The organism is Burkholderia aenigmatica (assembly GCF_902499175.1).
GTDB lineage: Bacteria > Pseudomonadota > Gammaproteobacteria > Burkholderiales > Burkholderiaceae > Burkholderia > Burkholderia aenigmatica.
In genome coordinates, this window is sequence record NZ_CABVQC010000045.1 from 29,793 (window position 1) to 47,783 (window position 17,991).

Annotated in this window: 21 protein-coding genes; 6 read left to right on the plus strand and 15 right to left on the minus strand. The window is 66.4% G+C overall.

The window, feature by feature from the left end:
* Positions 1-70: 70 nt before the first annotated feature.
* The 4 genes from istA to BDO18943_RS27580 all read left to right on the plus strand — a co-directional run bounded on the left by istA (position 71) and on the right by BDO18943_RS27580 (position 3,739).
* Positions 71-1,102, plus strand: coding sequence for an IS21-like element ISRme20 family transposase (gene istA, locus BDO18943_RS27565; RefSeq protein ID WP_042976508.1), 1,032 nt, complete (start codon positions 71-73; stop codon positions 1,100-1,102).
* The gene (gene istB / locus BDO18943_RS27570; RefSeq protein ID WP_011516034.1) at positions 1,102-1,908 is read left to right on the plus strand and encodes an IS21-like element ISRme20 family helper ATPase IstB; all 807 of its coding nucleotides are present in this window, start codon (positions 1,102-1,104) and stop codon (positions 1,906-1,908) included. Before istA ends, istB begins: the two co-directional genes overlap by 1 nt.
* Before the next feature lie 199 nt (positions 1,909-2,107).
* Positions 2,108-3,217, plus strand: coding sequence for a lipid A deacylase LpxR family protein (locus BDO18943_RS27575; RefSeq protein ID WP_231886079.1), 1,110 nt, complete (start codon positions 2,108-2,110; stop codon positions 3,215-3,217).
* Between the two features lie 48 nt (positions 3,218-3,265).
* Positions 3,266-3,739, plus strand: a complete 474-nt coding sequence (locus BDO18943_RS27580) for a cytochrome c (protein WP_029310270.1) — start codon at positions 3,266-3,268, stop codon at positions 3,737-3,739.
* A gap of 37 nt (positions 3,740-3,776) precedes the next feature.
* Here BDO18943_RS27580 and BDO18943_RS27585 read toward each other — a convergent pair whose 3' ends face one another.
* From BDO18943_RS27585 to BDO18943_RS27625, 9 genes are all read right to left on the minus strand, one after another.
* Positions 3,777-5,762: a relaxase/mobilization nuclease domain-containing protein gene (locus BDO18943_RS27585; RefSeq protein WP_041240063.1), complete on the minus strand. Its 1,986-nt coding sequence runs from the start codon at positions 5,760-5,762 to the stop codon at positions 3,777-3,779.
* A 448-nt stretch (positions 5,763-6,210) separates the two neighbouring features.
* Positions 6,211-6,810, minus strand: coding sequence for a S26 family signal peptidase (locus BDO18943_RS27590; protein WP_023114176.1), 600 nt, complete (start codon positions 6,808-6,810; stop codon positions 6,211-6,213).
* Entirely contained in the window at positions 6,807-7,331 is a 525-nt protein-coding gene (locus BDO18943_RS27595; RefSeq protein WP_023103957.1) for a DUF2840 domain-containing protein, read from the minus strand. The genes BDO18943_RS27590 and BDO18943_RS27595 overlap by 4 nt, the downstream gene beginning before the upstream one ends.
* Entirely contained in the window at positions 7,328-7,612 is a 285-nt protein-coding gene (locus tag BDO18943_RS27600) for a hypothetical protein (RefSeq protein WP_023114175.1), read from the minus strand. Before BDO18943_RS27600 ends, BDO18943_RS27595 begins: the two co-directional genes overlap by 4 nt.
* Positions 7,609-8,247, minus strand: coding sequence for a ParA family partition ATPase (parA, locus tag BDO18943_RS27605; RefSeq protein ID WP_023114174.1), 639 nt, complete (start codon positions 8,245-8,247; stop codon positions 7,609-7,611). Before parA ends, BDO18943_RS27600 begins: the two co-directional genes overlap by 4 nt.
* A 253-nt stretch (positions 8,248-8,500) precedes the next feature.
* A complete protein-coding gene (locus tag BDO18943_RS27610) occupies positions 8,501-9,358 on the minus strand; it encodes a replication initiator protein A (protein WP_023103960.1) in 858 nt (285 codons plus the stop codon).
* 26 nt (positions 9,359-9,384) lie between these two features.
* Complete coding sequence (locus BDO18943_RS27615) at positions 9,385-9,666, minus strand: helix-turn-helix transcriptional regulator (RefSeq protein ID WP_003107109.1); 282 nt, start codon at positions 9,664-9,666, stop codon at positions 9,385-9,387.
* Positions 9,667-9,749: 83 nt separating this feature from the next.
* Positions 9,750-10,520: a DUF2285 domain-containing protein gene (locus BDO18943_RS27620; RefSeq protein WP_023114173.1), complete on the minus strand. Its 771-nt coding sequence runs from the start codon at positions 10,518-10,520 to the stop codon at positions 9,750-9,752.
* A 309-nt stretch (positions 10,521-10,829) separates the two neighbouring features.
* On the minus strand, positions 10,830-11,180 hold the full coding sequence (locus tag BDO18943_RS27625; protein WP_023103962.1) for a DUF2958 domain-containing protein: 351 nt from the start codon (positions 11,178-11,180) through the stop codon (positions 10,830-10,832).
* Positions 11,181-11,420: 240 nt separating this feature from the next.
* Here BDO18943_RS27625 and BDO18943_RS27630 point away from each other — a divergent pair, with 240 nt between their 5' ends.
* Complete coding sequence (locus BDO18943_RS27630; RefSeq protein ID WP_023103963.1) at positions 11,421-11,726, plus strand: helix-turn-helix domain-containing protein; 306 nt, start codon at positions 11,421-11,423, stop codon at positions 11,724-11,726.
* A gap of 63 nt (positions 11,727-11,789) precedes the next feature.
* Here the strand turns inward: BDO18943_RS27630 and BDO18943_RS27635 are convergent, their stop codons facing one another.
* On the minus strand, positions 11,790-12,104 hold the full coding sequence (locus tag BDO18943_RS27635) for a DUF736 domain-containing protein (protein WP_023103964.1): 315 nt from the start codon (positions 12,102-12,104) through the stop codon (positions 11,790-11,792).
* A gap of 809 nt (positions 12,105-12,913) precedes the next feature.
* Here BDO18943_RS27635 and BDO18943_RS27640 point away from each other — a divergent pair.
* Positions 12,914-13,075: a hypothetical protein gene (locus BDO18943_RS27640; RefSeq protein ID WP_023114172.1), complete on the plus strand. Its 162-nt coding sequence runs from the start codon at positions 12,914-12,916 to the stop codon at positions 13,073-13,075.
* Between the two features lie 129 nt (positions 13,076-13,204).
* On the opposite strand, the gene BDO18943_RS27645 is transcribed toward BDO18943_RS27640, so the two are convergent.
* The 5 genes from BDO18943_RS27645 to BDO18943_RS27665 form a co-directional block, all read right to left on the minus strand.
* Positions 13,205-13,414, minus strand: a complete 210-nt coding sequence (locus BDO18943_RS27645; protein WP_023114171.1) for a hypothetical protein — start codon at positions 13,412-13,414, stop codon at positions 13,205-13,207.
* A 62-nt stretch (positions 13,415-13,476) separates the two neighbouring features.
* Positions 13,477-15,528 (minus strand): ParB/RepB/Spo0J family partition protein, encoded by a 2,052-nt coding sequence (locus BDO18943_RS27650; protein ID WP_023114170.1) that lies wholly within the window; start codon positions 15,526-15,528, stop codon positions 13,477-13,479.
* A 78-nt stretch (positions 15,529-15,606) separates the two neighbouring features.
* Complete coding sequence (locus BDO18943_RS27655) at positions 15,607-16,431, minus strand: DUF932 domain-containing protein (RefSeq protein ID WP_017677013.1); 825 nt, start codon at positions 16,429-16,431, stop codon at positions 15,607-15,609.
* A 615-nt stretch (positions 16,432-17,046) separates the two neighbouring features.
* On the minus strand, positions 17,047-17,382 hold the full coding sequence (locus BDO18943_RS27660; protein ID WP_456151302.1) for a hypothetical protein: 336 nt from the start codon (positions 17,380-17,382) through the stop codon (positions 17,047-17,049).
* A gap of 8 nt (positions 17,383-17,390) precedes the next feature.
* Positions 17,391-17,741, minus strand: a complete 351-nt coding sequence (locus BDO18943_RS27665) for a DUF2958 domain-containing protein (protein ID WP_023114168.1) — start codon at positions 17,739-17,741, stop codon at positions 17,391-17,393.
* Positions 17,742-17,991: the final 250 nt, after the last annotated feature.

Sequence of the window (17,991 nt, forward strand, 5' to 3'; positions counted from 1 at the left end):
TGAAAATGACCCAGCGGCAGCACATTGGATTTGACCCACCCGGGTAGGATGGGCCCTTTTTGGAGGGCCAGTGCTTACAAGGGAGGTAATCGTGGAAATACGTGTGTTGGCCCGCCAAGGATTAGGAATCCGGGAGATCTCGCGGGAACTGGGGTTGTCGAGGAACACCGTGCGCAAATACTTACGCAGTTGTGCTGAGCAGGATCGTGCGCCGCGATCGGGGCGCACGCAGAAGCTCGATCCGTTCAAAACCTATCTGCATGACCGGGTTCGCGCAGCGCATCCGGCCTGGCTGCCGGCGACCGCGCTGCTGATCGAGATTCGCGCGATGGGTTATGACGGAGGCCTGACGCGGCTGCGGGTCTATCTGCGGTCGCTGAAGTCGATCAAGGCGCCGGAGCCACTGGTACGTTTCGAAACCGATCCGGGGCAGCAGATGCAGGTCGACTGGATCGTGTTGCGACGTGGCAAGCTGCCGCTGTCGGCATTCGTTGCGACGCTCGGTTACAGTCGGGCGAGTTACGTCGAGTTCGTGACCGACGAACGATTGCCGACGCTGCTGGGATGCCATGAGCGCGCGTTCGACTTCTTCGGTGGGGTTCCTCGCGAGGTCCTGTACGACAACGTCAAGACGGTGGTGATTGGCCGAGACGCCTATGGTCCCGGACTGCATCGCTATCAACCGGCCTTCCTCGACTTTGCGAAGCACCACGGCTTCGTGCCGCGCCTGTGCAAGCCCTACCGAGCGAAGACCAAGGGGAAGGTTGAGCGCTTCAACGGATACCTGCGCCGCAGCTTCTACAATCCGCTGGCAAGCCGGCTCGCTCAGGATCGCCTCTCGCTTGACGCGACCACGGCGAACGCCGAGGTCGTGCGCTGGCTGAGAGATGTCGCCAATGTGCGCATCCACGGCACGACTGGACAGTCGCCGCTCGAGCGTCTCCTGCTTGAGCAACCGAAGCTGCAGCAGTTGCCGGAGCCGTGGCGCGCGAACCTGCCGTCAGCTTCCGTGCCGACGATGCCACCGCCGTCGCGGTTCGATGATACGCCGCTGCAGCATCAGCTGTCAGTGTATCAAGCCCTGCTGACGGAGGCACGTTGATGGACATCCAGCACGAACGTATCCTCGAAGCCTGTCGACAACTGCGGATCGACACGATGGGCGAGCAGTACAGCATGTTGGCAGCTCGCGCGGCAGCGAACCAACTCACGTTTGCCGACTTCTTCGAGGCGCTGTTGAAATCTGCGATGGACGCGAAGCACACGCGGACCAAATCCATGTTGCTGCGCACGGCCGGCTTCCCTGTGCTGAAGACGCTGGAGGAGTTCGACTTTACGTTTGCTCACGGCGTTGCCAAGAAATCGGTGCTGGAGCTGTCGTCGATGGCCTTCGTCGAGCGCGCCGAGAACATCGTGTTGCTCGGGCCGAGCGGCCTTGGCAAAACGCATCTGGCGATCGCACTCGGTTACATCGCAACGCAGATGGGGATCAAGACGCGCTTCATCTCTGCGGCGGATCTCGTCATTGCCTTGGCCGCCGCTTCCCGGCAGGATCGATTGGCCGACTTCCTGAAGCGCAACATCATGAACCCACGGCTGTTGATCATTGATGAGGTCGGCTATCTGCCGCTCGGCCGGGACGATGCCAATCTGTTCTTCCAGGTGATCGCCAAGCGGTATGAAAAGGGTTCCGTGATCGTAACGAGCAACTTGCCGTTCGGGCAATGGGACCAGACGTTCGCCGGAGATCAGACGCTCACGGCCGCGTTGCTCGACCGCCTCCTGCATCACAGCCATGTTCTACAGATCAAAGGCGAAAGCTACCGACTGAAGGACAAGCGAAAAGCCGGCGTGATCCGATCCCGTGCATCCGAAAGTGCTGAACAGCAACTGGAGATGCACGCGTAAGTGATGATCAGCAACATCGTTTGACCCTGGGTCAGGCGAAACCGATGGCCAGCAACTGACGCTGACCCAGGGTCACGCAACATGCTGGGCATCAACTTGGTGACCCAGGTGGGTCAAATCTAATGTGCTGCACAACGGCCCAAGTGGGTCACTTCTAAGTTGCTGTTGACAGTGCGTCACCTTGTTGATTGCGGGTGCATTGTTCAGCCCGATCTCTACTTTCGGTTCCGAAGTCTCGCTCTCTACAAATCCTTCCTCCTGCTCGCCAGAGCAATCCCTGCGCTGGCGGGGCGGCACCCTGCGTCTGGAGAACGATTTGTTCACCGGCTCCGATCGCAACTACACCAACGGTGTCGCGCTAACAGCAGTCTCACGCGATCTGCAAGGCGGGCTCCGTCCGGAGTGCCTGCCCCAGCCGATTGGTTTGTACGCCCGCTTCATCGGCTGGGCTGATCCAGGCTTCTGGCACGAAGCCGGCGCCCACTCGTCGTCGCAAAACCTCGTTGTGCGCTTTGGCCAAGCCATGTACACGCCCGAGAACAAGACGCGCACCGATGTGATTCCAGATGACCGACCGTACGCTGGTTTGCTCTACCTGGGTTTGGCGTGGAATCGCCGCATCCACCCACAAGCTGCCAGCTACGAAATGCTTGACGTGCGTGAGTTGACCCTGGGCGTGATCGGCCCCTGGTCGCTGGCCGAGCAATCTCAGGATCTGGTGCATCGCGCACGCGGCATTGAGCGCTTTCGCGGCTGGAACAACCAGTTGCGCAACGAGCCGGCATTTCAGATGGCCATGGAGCGCAAGTTCAAGCCGTACACGGAGGGTGCCGTCCGTCCTGGATGGGGCAGCGACGTGATCGGCAGCTATGCCTTGCGGGTCGGAAACATCGAAACCGCCGCCAGTACCGGCGTGGAGTTTCGCGCGGGCTGGAACATACCGAACGACTTCGGCAGCTATCCGATCCGCCCTGGCGCGGAGAACCGCCCGCCCTCTGGTGTTGCCGATCTGCGCACGACAACGCCGCAATCGGTCCTGGCGCCCAAACCTGGGGCACATGTCTTCCTGAGCCTGGAGGGTAAAGCCGTCGCCTGGGACTTCTCACTCGACGGAAACATGTTCCGGCATAGCCATCATGTCAGCCGGCGGCCTTGGGTCGCGCAAGCAGCTCTCGGCATCAGTAGCCAATGGATCGTTGCTGGACGTGGCGTGCGGCTCGCCGTGATGCGCGTTTGGAGAACCCGCGAGTTCGACCAGCAGGCGGGCCATCACGCATTCGGATCGATCGCGCTGAGTCTGGAATTTTGAGGACACCTGCAACCATTCGTTAGACCCAAAGCATTCGTCACAACATCAATGGAGAAATTCGTGAACCAGCCCCTGAAACCCAGATCGTTCTTCACCGTCTCGCTGTCCGTGCTCTTGGCAACCTTCGCCACGGCACTCGGTGCGCAGTCCGTAGAGGCGGCAAAGCCAATGGCGCTTCGTACCATAATGGAAAGACTCGGTCGCGACATGCAAGCCGTCACGGGCGCGATCTCCAAAGAAGACTGGCCACTGGTCGCCGAGCTAGCACCACGAATCGCCAAGCATGCCGAGCCGCCCATGTCGGAAAAGATGCGCATCCTTGCCTGGCTTGGGGCAGACGCTGGAAAGTTTCGGGGTCTTGATGGACAGGTCCATGACGCCGCGACCGCCATGGGCGAGGCTGCACAGCGGAATGACGGCCAAGCAGTCATCGCGGCTTTCTCCAAAACCCAGCAAAGCTGCCTAGCCTGCCACCAGAGTTACCGTCGCTCGTTCGTGGAAAAGTTCTATGGAAGCCGCTAGCAAGGGATGGCTACACCTGTTGACGGAAGACTAACTTCTATCCAATCGATATACCTCGACGAATTCCGAGTTCCCAGGAAGCCGATCCTTTGTGAATGGTCGCAGCGAGTTGCTGTCCCAACCGCTGCTCGATCACCGGCTTCCACGGCACCAGGCTGAACCCCATGCCGTCATCGAGCATCGCGTAGCGCCCGCTAGCGAGCATGACGGAACGCCTGTAGATGCCAGCCACGCGTTGGCCGTCGGACACGGGCCGGTGCTCCAAGCCGGTTTCGGCCGCAATGTCCTTGGCGGCCTGCGCCAATTCCCGATTGCGCAGCGTGCCCAACAGGTTCCGGGCCAGGATTACGCGCTGCCCACGGCGCTCGGCCAGCCCCTGTTCGGCCAGGAAGTCGGCGCGCTGCTGCATCGCTTGTTTGGCCTCGCTGCCAAAGCCCAGGTTGCCAAGGCCCGAGCCGCCGCCGATCAGTTGGTGGTCGAGCCAGGTGGCCCCCATCACGCGGGCCTGCCGCTCGATAGGCAGGTGCGATTTCAGTTCCACCGCCACGCCGCCCAGGCGCTGCGCGTCGTAGCGGCGGCCCTGCTCGGGCAGGTCGCCCGGCACCTTCCACAAACCTTCGGCCACGCGCTCCACGATGCCGGCCCGGCGCAGGGCTTCAAGGCGGCGAACGTGAGCCGCGACGATTTCCTGCGGATCGCGCCCATGCGTGGCCCGGCCTTGCTCAATCGCCAGGTGATGATCGGTGCGATACAGGCCATCGCTCGCCAGTGCAGCGATGTTCTTGTCGGCCGCGCGCACGTCGGCCGAACCCTTGACCTCCACCACGGCGCCGGTCGGATAGTTCGCCAGCTCGTCGCGGGCGTTGAGCGCGACGTAGTGGGCCTTGCCGTCCACGCCGTCGATGACCAGGTAGCCCCGGTCGCGCAGCTCGTCGGCCAGCCCCTTCGCGGCCACGCGGCCGAGAATGGTGCGGTCGTCGTCGCCCGGCTCGAACACCGCCAGCTCGCGCGGCTGGCCGCGCATGGCTCGCTGCATGGTGCGGATGATGTCGCCACGCTCGCCCAGGGCGCGCAGGGTCTTCTCCGCGTCGGCATGGACGACCCAGGTGCCCGGCCGCAGCTCGTCGGCCAGGCCCAGGCGCTGCAAGCGTTGCAGGCGGCCGATCAGCGGCAGGCGCTGGCGTTGCAGCATCGGTTCGTTGAAGCGTTCGGTCTGCACCCGGCCGTCCTCGCCGGCCTCGCGTTGGAGGGTGCGGTCGAGGCTCGTCCACCGCTCCTGTTCCACCTCGCGCTGCAAGGTCTGCTTGATCTCCAGCTCGGTGCGCGGCCCCAGCCATTCGGTTGCCAGTTCGGCGGCGCGATGGCGGAAACCATCGGTGATGTAGTCGCCCGCGATGATGAGGTCTTTGCCGGTGTCGTCGCGCCCGCGCACGACGATGTGCGTGTGCGGGTTGTCGGTGTTCCAGTGGTTCACGGCCACCCAATCGAGGCCCGTGCCCAAGTCGGCCTCCATGCGGCCCATGAGATGCCGCGTGTAGGTGCGCAGGTCTTCGAGTTCCGCGCCATCCTCGGGCGAGAGGATGAAGCGGAAGTGGTGCCGGTCATCCGCGCAGCGTTCCTTGAAGCCGTCGAGGTCGGCAGCATCGGTCTGCGGCCCGTAGGCTTGGCCCGGCTCGCCATCGCGGCCCACGCCATCGCGCTCGATGTAGCGCAGGTGCTTGGCGAGCGACTGCGGACTGGCCTGGCGCTGGTTGACCAGCAGCGTCTTGATGGTCACGCGCCGCGACATGGGCGTGAGCTTCGCCCCCGCGAAGCGCGCCGCCGTGTGGCCGCGACCCAGGCGCGAGCCGGGCCGCTGGACGGTGCCCCTCCCGGTGCCGCCAGTCGTCCCAGGACGGCGCACCGAGGACTTGCCGCCGCTGGCCTTGCCCGCCTGCTTGAGCACCTTGGAGACGAAGCCCTGGCCTCGGTTCTTCGGGGCGCTGGGGCGGATGCGGAAATCATCATCGCGGCGGTCGGTCATGGTTATGCCCTCTGCAACCTCTGGCGTGTCCGGTCGTGCAAAGCACGCGGACATGCCTGCATTGGCGCGGGCCTCGCGCCACAAGCGGCACGGCGGCGAAGCCGCTGCGTGCTGCGCCACCCCCACGTGCAGACTGGCTTTCGACGCGGCCCGGTGCCGCGTCCTTTTGTCTTGCCTTCCGCCTTTGCCCCTCGCTGGCGCTCCGGGCAGCGGCGGCCCGGCGGTGCTGCTGCGCGAGCAGCCAGCGCGCCGGCGAACGCGGCGACGGCCATAGGCCGGGCGCGTTCGAGGCAAGACGCCTGCACGTTGGACGGCTGCGCCGAAGGCAGCGCGAAGTGCGGTGCGAATGCACCCGCACTGCACGCGCGACGACACGGCGACGGCCAGCAGAGCGACACGCCCGATGGCACGACAAGATGCACGGCAACGTGCAGCGAGTCGGCGGCCATCATGGGCGGGATTCCAGCCAGACTGGATGCGCGACCCCGATCACGGCGGATGCGCTGACCGGCCCGAAATACCGGCTGTCGAACGACGCCGGGTTGGTCACACTCAAGAGGAACAGTTCGCCGGATTCGAGGCGGCGGCATTGCTGCCAGGATGGCAGCGGCCGGCCCCAGCGGTCGGCAGGCAGCACGGCGGCCGAAGGCACGCCGTCGATGCGGACGACGCGGCCAGTGCTGCACACCTCCTGCGGCGCGACGGCGCCCACGCGCTTGAGCAGCGGCACGCGCGCCGGCAGGTAGCCGCGCTGCGCGGCCAGCGCGGCGGCGTCTGGCGGCAGCGTGGTCAGGACGATGCTGCCCACGGACAAGGGACGTGGCGGCGAGTCGGTGCCGTGGCCTTGCGGATCGACGCGATACCAGCCGACCGCCACGCTGTCGGACGGGTTGTAGATCAGGCGCGGCAGCGGATGCACGAAGGACGCCCAGGCGAGCGCAGCGAGGCCGCAGGCGGACAGGCCCGCCAACACGAGGCGAGCGCGCAGGCGCGAGCGAGGATGCGGCGGGATGCCGGTTGCGCTGGCAACGGCGGATGGAAGCGTCATGGCAGCGTCCTCCCGGTTAGCCAGGCAGCGTGCCGCTCGGCGGTGTATTCGGGCAGCGGCAGGCGTGCAGCGAGCCGGTTGGCGAGCGTGCGCCAGTACGCGGGCGAGACAGCGGCGGGCGCGATGCCCAGCGCCTCGATGGCGTCGATGCACTCCAGCACCGCGCGCACCTGGTTCTCCCCTTCGGCGTGGAGCAGCAAGCGCGCCCCCGGCTGCACGCCGGGGATGCGCTGCGCTGCATCCAGCGGCGTGCAAGCCTGCATCACCATGAGCTGCCAACGCACAGTGCCGTAGTCGTTGGCCTGCCAGCGGATACGGCACAACATGGCGCCCGGCAGGAACACCGCGCAACGGCGCCAGCGGTCGAGCTGGTGCGTGCGCGCAGGTTCGCCGAAGCGCAGGTAGAGCTTGAAGCGTGGTTCGATGTAGGCCAGCGCCACGCGCGTCAGCGGCGCGCTGGCAGGCTGGCCGGCAAGTGCAGCCGTAGCCGCGCCAGCGGCAGGCGAAGCGGATGCAGTCATGGTGCGTTCTCCCTGCGGTGCTCTGGAAACTCCCGCTCCAACAGGCCACGCAGCAGGTCGGCCACGGTCACGCCTTGCGTGAAGGCCGACACCTTGATGCGTGCCCGCATCGCGGGCGTGATGTCGAGAGTCAGACGGGCGGTGTAGAGGTCGCCCTTGCCCAGCGCATCGGCGTCGCCCTGGCGAATCCACGCCTCGGCGTGCGGATTCGCGGGCGGACGCGCGCCGATGCCGACGCGCTTTGCCGTGCGCTTGCTGTTCGATGGCGGCTTCGCGGTCATGTCGGCCACCGCAGCAATTCGTCCACCAGCGCAGTGATTTCGCGTGCGGCGGCGCTGTCGGGTGCCGTCTCGCGTGCAAGCCGGCCAGCGGCCACGCTATCGGCGAACACGATGCGCTGATGCACTTCCGCGCGCAGCGCAGGAAGCGGCTGGTCGGCGAGTGCCTGGCGTGCTTCGCGCCCGATCACGGTGGTACTGACGCGCCGATTGATGACGAAGGCCGCGCGCAGCGCAGGCCGAAATACCTGCGCCTCGCGGATCAGCGCCACCATCTCAGCGCTGGCCCACAAGTCGTAGGGGCTGGGCTGCACCGGGATCAGCACGCGCTCGGCCGCCAGCAGCGCGGAGCGCGCCAAGGCGGCGATGCGCGGCGGGCCGTCGATGACGACGTGATCGGCCCGCCTGGCGAGTTCCGGCGCCTCTTGGTGCAGCGTTTCGCGTGCGAGGCCCACGGCGCTGAACAGCCGTGGCAAGCCTTGCTGGCTTCTGCGCTGCGTCCAGTCCAGCGATGAGCCCTGCGGGTCAGCGTCCAGCAGGACGACGTGCTGGCCGCGCATCGCCAACTCGCCGGCGATGTGCGTGGCGAGCGTGGTCTTGCCGACGCCGCCTTTCTGGTTGAGCAGTGCGACGATCATGGCCTGGCCCTCCATGCTGGAAAGCCGGGCTTTTGCTGCTGCGTTTGTGGCCGCGGGGTGGTTGTCCACCGCAGCGGCGTTTCCCTACTAAAAGTTAGAGAAACTAAGTTAGGGAAGTTAGAGGACGCGCAAACCCAGTGCTGGCGCGGGTTTGCGGCCGATCGGCACGCCTGATAGCACGATAGTCCCACGCCTGATAGCACGATACCCCGCACGCCTGATAGCACGACACCATTCACAGGCTTTCCCGGAGTTATCCCCGTGCCGTCTGCGGCACGGGCCGGAACGTCAGCAGTTCCATGCCGTTGTCGGGCATCCGCTCGATGCCCAGGACGTAACCGGGCAGCGACTGCCGCGCGACGAGCGCGCGCAGATCGCAGGCGAAGTCGTAGGGCTTCGCGGTGCTGCCGGACTTCTGGTGCAGATAGCGAAAGTCGAACTGCCAGCCGTATGCCTGCTTGCCGCCGTGCTTGCGCACCAGGCGGTACAGCCACCGCTCGATGCCGCCGGTGAGCCGGAAATACGCCGGGTCGATGGTCAGCACCAGCGCGGCGTCGAGCACGCCGGCAAAGAACCAGTCCGGCAGGATCAGCTCGATGCCCAGCGGCGTGCCGCTGGCATCGGCCAGTTCCTTCCATTCGTTGATCCACGAAAAGCGGTGCAGGCGCCGGCCTGTTGTCTCGCGGATGGACGTGGCCACCGTGGTCGATTGCAGGCGATCCAGCGCGGCCTTGAGGCGCTGGTAGTCTCGCAGCGACTTGCCGCGCCCGATGAAGCGCAGGATCTCGTAGGGCGTCGCGCGCATCAGCCGCGACGGGCGCAGGCCCGCGTCCTTCGCTTCCACGATCTGCGAGGCCGCCCATATCAGCACGTCCGCATCCCAAATCGTGGCGATGCCGTGCTCCTGCGTGCCCTCTACGCGGATCGTCACGTTGCCCGCGCGGAAGTCGATGGGTTTGACCCGCTTGGACTTGCCGAGCGAGAAGAACGGATAGGCCATCAAGTCCTGGCTGTCGCGCGGCGCCATGTCGCCGGGCAAGGCGCGGAACAGGTCGAGCTGTTCGCGCTCCTGCAACGACCGCTGCCGGAACGGCAGCGCGGAGCTGGACATGGTGATGGCCTGCCGCGCGCCGCCGATCAGCGCGCACGGCTGTCGGCCGAGTGGTGCTCGGCGTACTCGGGATCGGAAGTCGTCTCGAAGCTGCGATCGGCGGCCCAGGCATCGAGGTCGGCCACGGCGTACATGACGCGCCGGCCGAACTTGCGAAAGCGCGGACCACCACCGATCACGCGCTGCTTTTCCAGCGTGCGCGGCGACAGCCGCAGGTACTCGGCGGCTTCGTCGTTGGTGAGATAGCGTTGGGGCTGCGCGGCAGCGGTCGAGACAGTGGCTGCAGGCCGCAAAGGAGCGGGACGCATGGTGTGAACCTCCATAGCTTTCAAAGCTCCGGCCACACAGCGCAACCGGATGGAGGCAGTCTCAGAAAACCAAGCTGTCCTGCTCAGGGCCGTTTTGCGTCGTCCTCAAAACGACCCTTCTCAAGCGGCGGAAGCTGTGCTAGGCGGCGATAGCCGCCGCGCATCAGCGCATCGCCGCGCCGTACCAAGCGGCGTACCTTGGAGCGCAGGCCGCCGTCGCTGTACCAATCGGCTGCGGCATCGCCGCCGAACAAGCCTTCGGCCACCTCGCGCAAGGACGCACCCGCTAGGGTTGCGTCGAGCGCCTGCAAGGTGTGTAGCTCAAGCAGCGCGGCGGGTGCCGGCCTGGGCTTCGCAGAAGCCAGGGCCGCGCCGAGCGCATGGTTGCGCGCAGGTGCGGCGGCGCCGCCGCGGCGGGCATAGGCGACAGCCATCCCGTCTTCCAGGCCGGGCGCCAGCGCGAAGCGCAGGCAATGACCTGGGCTGTGCGCCATCAGCGCCAGCCCTTTGCCGTCATGGAGCAGTTGCTTGTGCCCGGCAATGCGCCAAAACGTGAACGCGGGAGCATACTGCGGCGGATCGGCGTCGGGATAGAGCTGCACCACGGCCACATGGCCGGGCAACCAGGCTGGATGCGCGTCGCGCGCATCCAACGCCGGATCTTCCAGCAGGCGCAAGCCCCAGCGATGCGCCGCCTGCTGCGCGGCTTTCGGCCGGCGATGATGGCGCAGCCAGTCGAGCCGGTAATCGGGGTTTCTGCGCAGATATTCCCAGGCCGTCCCAAGGTCGTCCAAGTGCAGCACGTACAGATACGCGGCAGTCGGATACCAGTGCTCGGCGCTGCGATCGACCATGACGCAACCTCCCTGCGAACAGGACTGGCCGCGACGGAAGAACTACGTGCTACATCGGTGTCATCAGAACGAAATGGGTTAAGGGAATAGTTGGGCTGTCAAGTCCGACTGGCTCCGATGCGTTGCGGTATTCGTCTCAATGCTGCGGCGGCAGCGTCCCTCCCGTGGGACGCCGTACAGGCCAGCCTGCCGCAGTCCGCGTCAGGCATCATGTCCGTTTGGATCAGACTGGCGCGGCTACGCCGCAAGAATCTCGATTGAGACCTGCCCGGTATGACACCAGACTGAAAAAGTCACAGTAGGCTGTGTTCAGTCCGGGATAGCCCCGTCGCGCTCGGCCAGCCGGGTGTATTCCGACAGCGTGCGCGTGGGCCGGAAGTAGCGGTCGCGCATCACGGGCTGCTGATGCGGCCCGACGATGCCAGCCAGCTCGGACAGCTTGACGGTTCCTTGCGCCGGCATTCCGATTCCCAGGTCGATGAGGCCCCAGGCGGTGTCGCCATCGGCGGGATCGAGTGCGGCCAGCAGCCAGGTCACATGCGCGTCCGGCGTGAACAGCCGCACCACGGGCACCGGGTCGATGGCCTGGCCGGCGGCACGAGCCTCGCCGTTGGCGAGCAGTTGCGCGCGCTCCGGGACGGTGGCGAGTGGCTGGGGCATGGTTGGCAATCCCACAAATCCAATGATGCACGGATGCGGTTTCACGCCCAAGCGCAGAACCGCCAAACCGGATTTACGCCTTCGTGTGCAAGCACGGATGCGCTTGCGTGGCTTTGCTGGAACCAGCAAATGCGGATTTCCGTAAAGGCACGAAAACGTAGAACACCAAATGAACACTATAGATTGTAGCCCTATAGGGCGCAATGGGCTGTCATCTTGGTTTTTCGAGGGAAACCATAGGTGGCGGCTGGGAACTCATTGGCGAAGGCGTTGAAGACAGTCAGGAAGGCGCGTGGCTTGAGCCAGGAAGCCTTCTCTGACGTGTCCAGCCGCACCTATATGAGCACCCTCGAACGCGACCTGAAAAGCCCGACCCTGCATAAGCTGGCCGAGCTGTGCGAGGTGATGGAGATCCACCCGCTCACGCTGCTGACGCTGGCCTACGCGGGCGACAGCCCGCACAAGGCCGACGAGCTGCTGGCGCAGGTGCGCCGGGAGCTGGAGGCGGTGCTGAAGGAGCGCGGCGCGGCGAAGCCGCGCGCGTGACGTGGTGATGTGCTGCGAACAGCAGCACAGCGCCCCGCCGCGATGGGCGGGGCGCTGCGGCGGTCACGCCGCCTGGGGCTTGCTGCGCGACCAGATCAGGTCGTGCGTACCGTCCTCGCCTTCGATCAGGCGGGCATAGACCGGAGCCGGGAACGAAGGATCGTCGAGGGTCACGGACTTGTATTCCCGCCCGGCCTCGCTGGTCTTGTTCCACGCCGCGCCGATGTCGTGGCCGGCGGCTTGGAGGCGGAAGTCGGGGGCGTTCTCGCTGCTGCCCTTGTCGTTGGGAACCAGCTTGACCTTGACGTTGAGCGTCAGGGTGCGCAGCGTGCCGGTGAAGCCGTCTTTGTCTGCGGTGAAGGTGCCGATGTTGGCCATGATGATTTCTCCTTTCGGTTGAACAAGGTTCGCGCCCATCGCGTCCTTGTTGTGATCCGGCCGGCGGGGGACGGGCTGGCTGCACCGCTTGCGGTCGAAACGCAGTGGAGAGCCTGGAGGCGAAAAGAATTTGCTGCGCGAGGAAGCCGCGCAGCGGCGGGGAAATTGTTTTCGCCGGACGGTTGCAGCCATGAAGCCCGAGGCGCAGCCGTGCCCCGCCAGGATTCACAACGAGACAAGGACGCCTTGGGCCGAACCGCTCCGAAAGGAGATGGGGCCGACTCGGCATCCCCGCCCGAAGGCTTCGCCGGCTCGCCCGCTGACGCGGGCCAGGTCAACCACCCGACGACAGGCGAGAACGCCCCTGCCGCACCTTGCGGCGCCGCTCTTGAGGCGTGGCGTGGAAGCTCCATAGCGATGCCGGGCGGGTTGTCCGTGAACCTCCTTCGTGACGTGATGGGCAGGCACCGCCAGCGTTGAGGACGGCATGCACCTGCACAACCTGCCGCAGCAAGCGCCAGCGTGTTCGCCAGCGCCCCGTCCGTCGCGGCGGGGCGCGGGCCGGGCCGATCCGGCGCAGCCGGTTCGGCGGCATCGAGGGGCGCCAAGCATCGCGCGGCGGGGATAGCCCGCAGGGCTTTCCCCTGGAGGCAAGCGAAGCGCGCAGCGCCGCAGGCGCGAAGGCGTGAGGGATTGAAGCCGAATGGGCCGTGACGGCAAAGACGGCACGGGGCGTAGCCCGAAAGCCCGGCGGCGCTGCGCGCCGACACGCCCAGGCCGTTCCAGATTTCCAAGCAGGAAACGCGGACATGCCTCTGATGAAATGGGCGCGGCTTACGCTGCGGGGTATGCACGCGGCAAGCCGAAAACTGCGGGTGATTCCTGCGCACTGCGGGCGCTTCGGCTTGCAGGCCCATGCGGGCCTGCCATCGCCGGGCGGGAAGCCCGGTCACGTCAACGCCGCCGCCTGAACTGCCGTGATGGCGGCGGCGTTCCGATTCGGCTGTGGGCTTGGAACACCGGGCGCGGCCACTGCCGCGCCCGGATTTTGCGTCCACCGCGCCCAGGACGGTACGGCCTGGGCGCGGTGCTGATCGCGGTTATCCCTTCGTCTCGATGAGCCACCACACGGCACGCGGCAAGGCGCGGCCTGTGATGGGATGAATGTCGGTGAGGTCGGCGCGGGCTGTCCAGCCCGAGGGCGGACGGTAGCCGCGCACGTCGCCTGCGCCGTGCCAGCGGCGGGCGCGCACAGTGCCGGGGGCGTAGATCGCCGCCATGCGCGGGCGGCGGGTGGTGGTGCGGGTCATGGGGGCTTCTCCTTCCAGCGAAGCGCCCCGGTCGAGGCCGGGGCGCTTGCCTTCGGCGCGGGTCAAGCGGCCAGCGCCTCGGCGGGTTCATCCGCCATTGCTTCGGCATCTTCCGGGGCGTCCTGCTCCGGGCCTGCCTCCTGCGCGGCATCCTGCGGGCCTGCGGCCTTGAAGATGGCGGGCATCCAGCCCGTACCATCGGCCAGCCGCTCGGCCTCGCTGGCAATGTCGGCCTTCTTGAGCTTCGCCAGCCGGGTGACGGATTCCGGTGCGAACGCGCCCACGGCATCCAGAATCACGGCCTTCGGAACGTGCTTGAAGTAGCCTTCTGCGGTCGGCTTCCACCATGCGGCCATGTCGAGGCCCACGGCCTGCGCCAGTTCTGCGCCGGGCTGGTGCGGCGTGGCGCGAGGCGTCACCACGTCCACCGTGGAGGCCACGCACACGGCCAGCAGCCGCACCAGTTCGTCTTGCGACTTCGCCAGCAGCACGGCGAGCAGTTCGGCGCTGTCCTCCGGCAAGGCTTCACCTGCCACCTGTTGCAGTTCGCGCAGCGCCACGGCAGCAGGCGATTCCGGCCAGTCCGGGGCCATGCCTTCCAGCCGGTCTTGCGCCGTGAGGCGCACGCCGAGCGGCAGGCCATCGCCATAGGCGTCGGGCTGCAAGACGGTCTGCACCATGTCATGCACCAGCGCGGCCAGCGCGACGTGCGGATGCCGTGCGACTTCGATTTGCAGCGCCGCCGTGCGGTGGGCGCTCAATCGCTGCGCCAGCCGGTCGGACAGGCTCGCGGCCTTGGGCGCGTCGTCGGCGTCCTCGTGCTCGTCGTTGGCGGCTTCGCCTTCGGTGCTGCCGAAACCGCGCCGCAGCTTTTCCAGCGTGCGCAGCGCCTTGGCCTCGGCTTCGCGCAGCAGGCCGCGATGAATGACGGCCTCGCCGTTGCGGTCGATGGTGACGATGGCACCAGCCACCTCGCGCACCTCGGGCGCATAGCCTTGTAAGGCGTCCTCCGCGTCTTGCAGTTCCCCGACCACCTGATCGCGCCGCTGTTCCAGCTTCTCGGCCTTGGCCTCGTCCTCGGCGTCGCAGGCTTCTTCCAGTTCGGCGTCGATCTTTTCGAGGCGGGTTTCCAGCGAGGCGATGCGGCGGGCCTCGCGGGTGGTCGGCTCGCGGCGATGGCGCGGGGCGTTCTGGAACGCTTGCCGTTCCTCGTAGGCCAGATGCGGCACGGCCTCCACCCATGCCCAACCCTCGCCGCGCACGTCCTCGGCCAGCGTTGCCAGCTTGTCGCGCACCAGCGTTTCCAGCACTGCGGTATCGGTGAGGTAGGTTCCGGCATCGCCTTCCGCGAACAGGTCGCGGCGGATGCCGCCGCCTGCCTGCCGGTAGGTGTCCAGCCCGACGAAGCGCACCAGCGCGTGCGTGGCGTCGATTTCGCGCTCGGTCAGGCGCTCGCGCAGCTTGGACGGGCTGCGCTGCCATTCCGGCGCACCATAGAACGCGGCTTCCTGCGCGGCGTGGTCATCGGTGATGGTCAGGGCCATCAACTGTTCCAGCGTCACGCCACCGGCCCGGTAGTCGGCCATGAGACGCGGCGAGACGTTCGCCAGCTTCAAGCGGCGCTGCACCACCAGCGGGGACACGCCGAAGTCGGCGGCAATGTCCTCGACGGGCCGGCCTTCCTTGACCAGCGCGGCGAAGGCCGCGAACTGGTCGGCGGGGTGCATGTTCTCGCGCTGCACGTTCTCCGCGAGGCTGACGGTGCGGGCGGACGCATCGGCCACCAGCAGGCACGGCACTTCGTAGTCAGTGGGGATGCGCTTCTTCTTCGCCAGCAGCTTCAAGGCGGTCAGGCGGCGGTCGCCTGCCACCACCTCGTAAGCCTCGCCATCGGCGGATGCAATCACGATCAGGTTTTGCAGCAGGCCGATGCGGGCAATGCTCGCGGCCAGCTCGGGGATGGACTGGCGCGGGGTCGTGCGGACGTTGCGCTTGGAGCGGCGCGGCAACAGTTGCGACAGCGGAACCAAGATCAGGTTCTTGGTCGGATCGGCCACTTCCAGCGGTGCGGCGGCTTCGATGGCGACGGTTTCGGTTTTGAGTACAGCGTTCATGGTGATAACTCCTTGCGGTTGGGATGCAGCAGCGAGAGAAGCGGCAAGGGCTGCTGCCTGCCCCTGCCGCGTGGGGATTCAGGCTTTCAACTGGCGCAGGCCATCGGCCAGCAGCCACAGGGCGCGATTGAGGCGCACGCTTTGGTCGATGCCCTGCACGGGCCGGGTGGTCTGGCGGCGGCCATTCGCGGCGCGGGCGGACAGGCCGCCTTTGGTCAAGTTCTCCTGCGTGCGGTTGAACACGCTCCACAGGTCGCGGCGGTCGTCGTCGTGGCGGCGTGGCATCAGGATTTGCGATTCCGTGATGGGCGCGGGCTTGTCCTCGTCGTACTTCAACGCCAGCGCAGCGCGGGCGAACACTTCGGATTCCCCGGCGTCGAGCGTGATGGCGCGCATGGCATCGCGCGATTCCTGCGCCCGGTCGAAGCCGTGCAGGACTTCGTAAGCGCCTTCGATGACGTGCCCGGCTACGTCGCCCTTGTGCGGCACGCGCACGTCGGCCACGGTGTCGCCGCAGACAAGGCCATTGCTGCAAACGAAGCGGAACATCCCGGCCAGCATCTGATAGCTGCTGGTGCCGTCATGGGAGTTCAGCAGGATGATTTCGTTGGCCTCGCGGCCGTTGATCTGGCTGGCGTGGCGCAGCCGGATCATGTGCTTGGTGTAGTCGCGGCGGTCGTCGTGGCGCACGCGGGTTTGCGTCACCATGAAAGGCTCGAAGCCTTCCCCGCGCAGTTCTTGCAGCACGGTCGCGGTGGGGATGTAGCTGTACCGCTCAGAGCGGCTTTCGTGCGGGGCGTCCGCGAAGATGGACGGGGCCACGGCCCGGATTTGGTCGTCGGACAAGGGACGTTCCGAACGCAGCACCGGGGAACGGGAAGCGAAGCGGGATGCGAGTTGCATGGCATTTCTCCTGACAAAGAAAAAAGGGGTTGCTGTTCACCGCACACCGGATTCCTAGATTCGGAAGCCCAGCCTTTCGGCGGTTCGGTGCGGTCGGCACGAGGAACCCGGTTGGCCCTGTTGCCACCGTCTTTCCTGAGTTCATCGCCCGCGACGGTCAGGAGCGCCTTGACGGCACACGGCCGCGGGCGATGAAGTCAGGGGAGACGGTTGGACATGGCAACGGCCCCTCAGCACGCCGACAGCACGGCAAGCGAAGCGCGCAGGCCCGGATCTAGGAATCCGGGCCGGAGGCGTCAGCCGAGCGGAGCGAGGGAACGATGGAAGCCCGTCAGGGGCGAGACGCCGCAGGCGGCTCGATGCGCTACGCGCACGACAGCGCGACCGGCCATGTTTCTTGGCCGGGGACGCACGGACTCCAAGGCTCGATGTACAAGCTCATGCGCCAGTCATCGGGAAACAGGTTCGACAGCGGCTGCTGCGGTCTGGCCGATCCGGCGCAGCCGGATCGGCGGCCTTTGAGGGGCGCCAAGCTCCGCGCGGCGGGGATAGCCCGCAGGGCTTTCCCCTGGAGGCAAGCGCAGCGCGCAGCGCCCCGTCAGGGGCACTTAGGCATCACGCCGAGTCGTCAGGACGCAGGCTGGATTCCGCAACCGGCATCCAAGGCGAAGTCGAGTTCAGGTAGTAGCGCCTGCCACGCGCATACAGCCCCGAAGGCTCGGTAGGCTGGTAGAACCCGGTGACGCGGCGCCGGAACTGCGCGCCAAACTCGTTGGTGTAGATCACCGCGTCGCCGATCTTGAAGCGCAAGGGCTGACCGTTCTCCGGCGCGAACGGCTTGAGCGCATCGTGTTGCGCCGTGATTTCGATGATGTAGTCGTGATGGCTGCTCATGGCATTGATCTCCTGCGAAGGTTGGGAAAGCGCAAGGAGCGCCTTGCGGCGCTCCAAGGGCTGGTTCAGACGACGACACGCCCGACCAACCGGGCATCGCGCGCGTAGGCGCTCAACCGCTTCTCGGCGCGGAAAGACAGGTCGCGCTCGATCGGCAGGCCCAGCCTGCCGCGCACGGTCGCCAGCTCGCCCAGGCTGACCCAGCCGATTTCCGGCATCCCCAGGCCCAGGTCGCAAAGACCAAAGGCGTGGTCGTGGTCATCGGGATCAATCTCGGTCAGCAGCCAGGTCGCGCCGGCATCCGGCGTGAACAGCTTGACGACGGGTGCCGGATCGAAGTCCGGGTTCTCCAAGGATTCGCGGCCGTTGGCCAGCAGCACGATGCGCTGCTCGTCAGTGATGAGTGCGTTGTTCATGGTGAACTCCTGAAAGGTTGCCGGGCGGAATTGCCCGACCCTTCCGGGGCACGGCGCAGCGCAAGCAGTCAGGGGTCAACGACGGCCGCCAGGACGCAAGCGCCATCGGCGCGCAGCCCTTGACGGCGAGAACGCCGTGGCACGATGAAGGGGACAGCAAGACCGCCTCCCTCGCACCTCCACGCACGCGGTTTTTGGCAAGCGAAGCGCGCAGGCCCGAATAGCAATCCGGGCCGGAGGCATCAGCGAT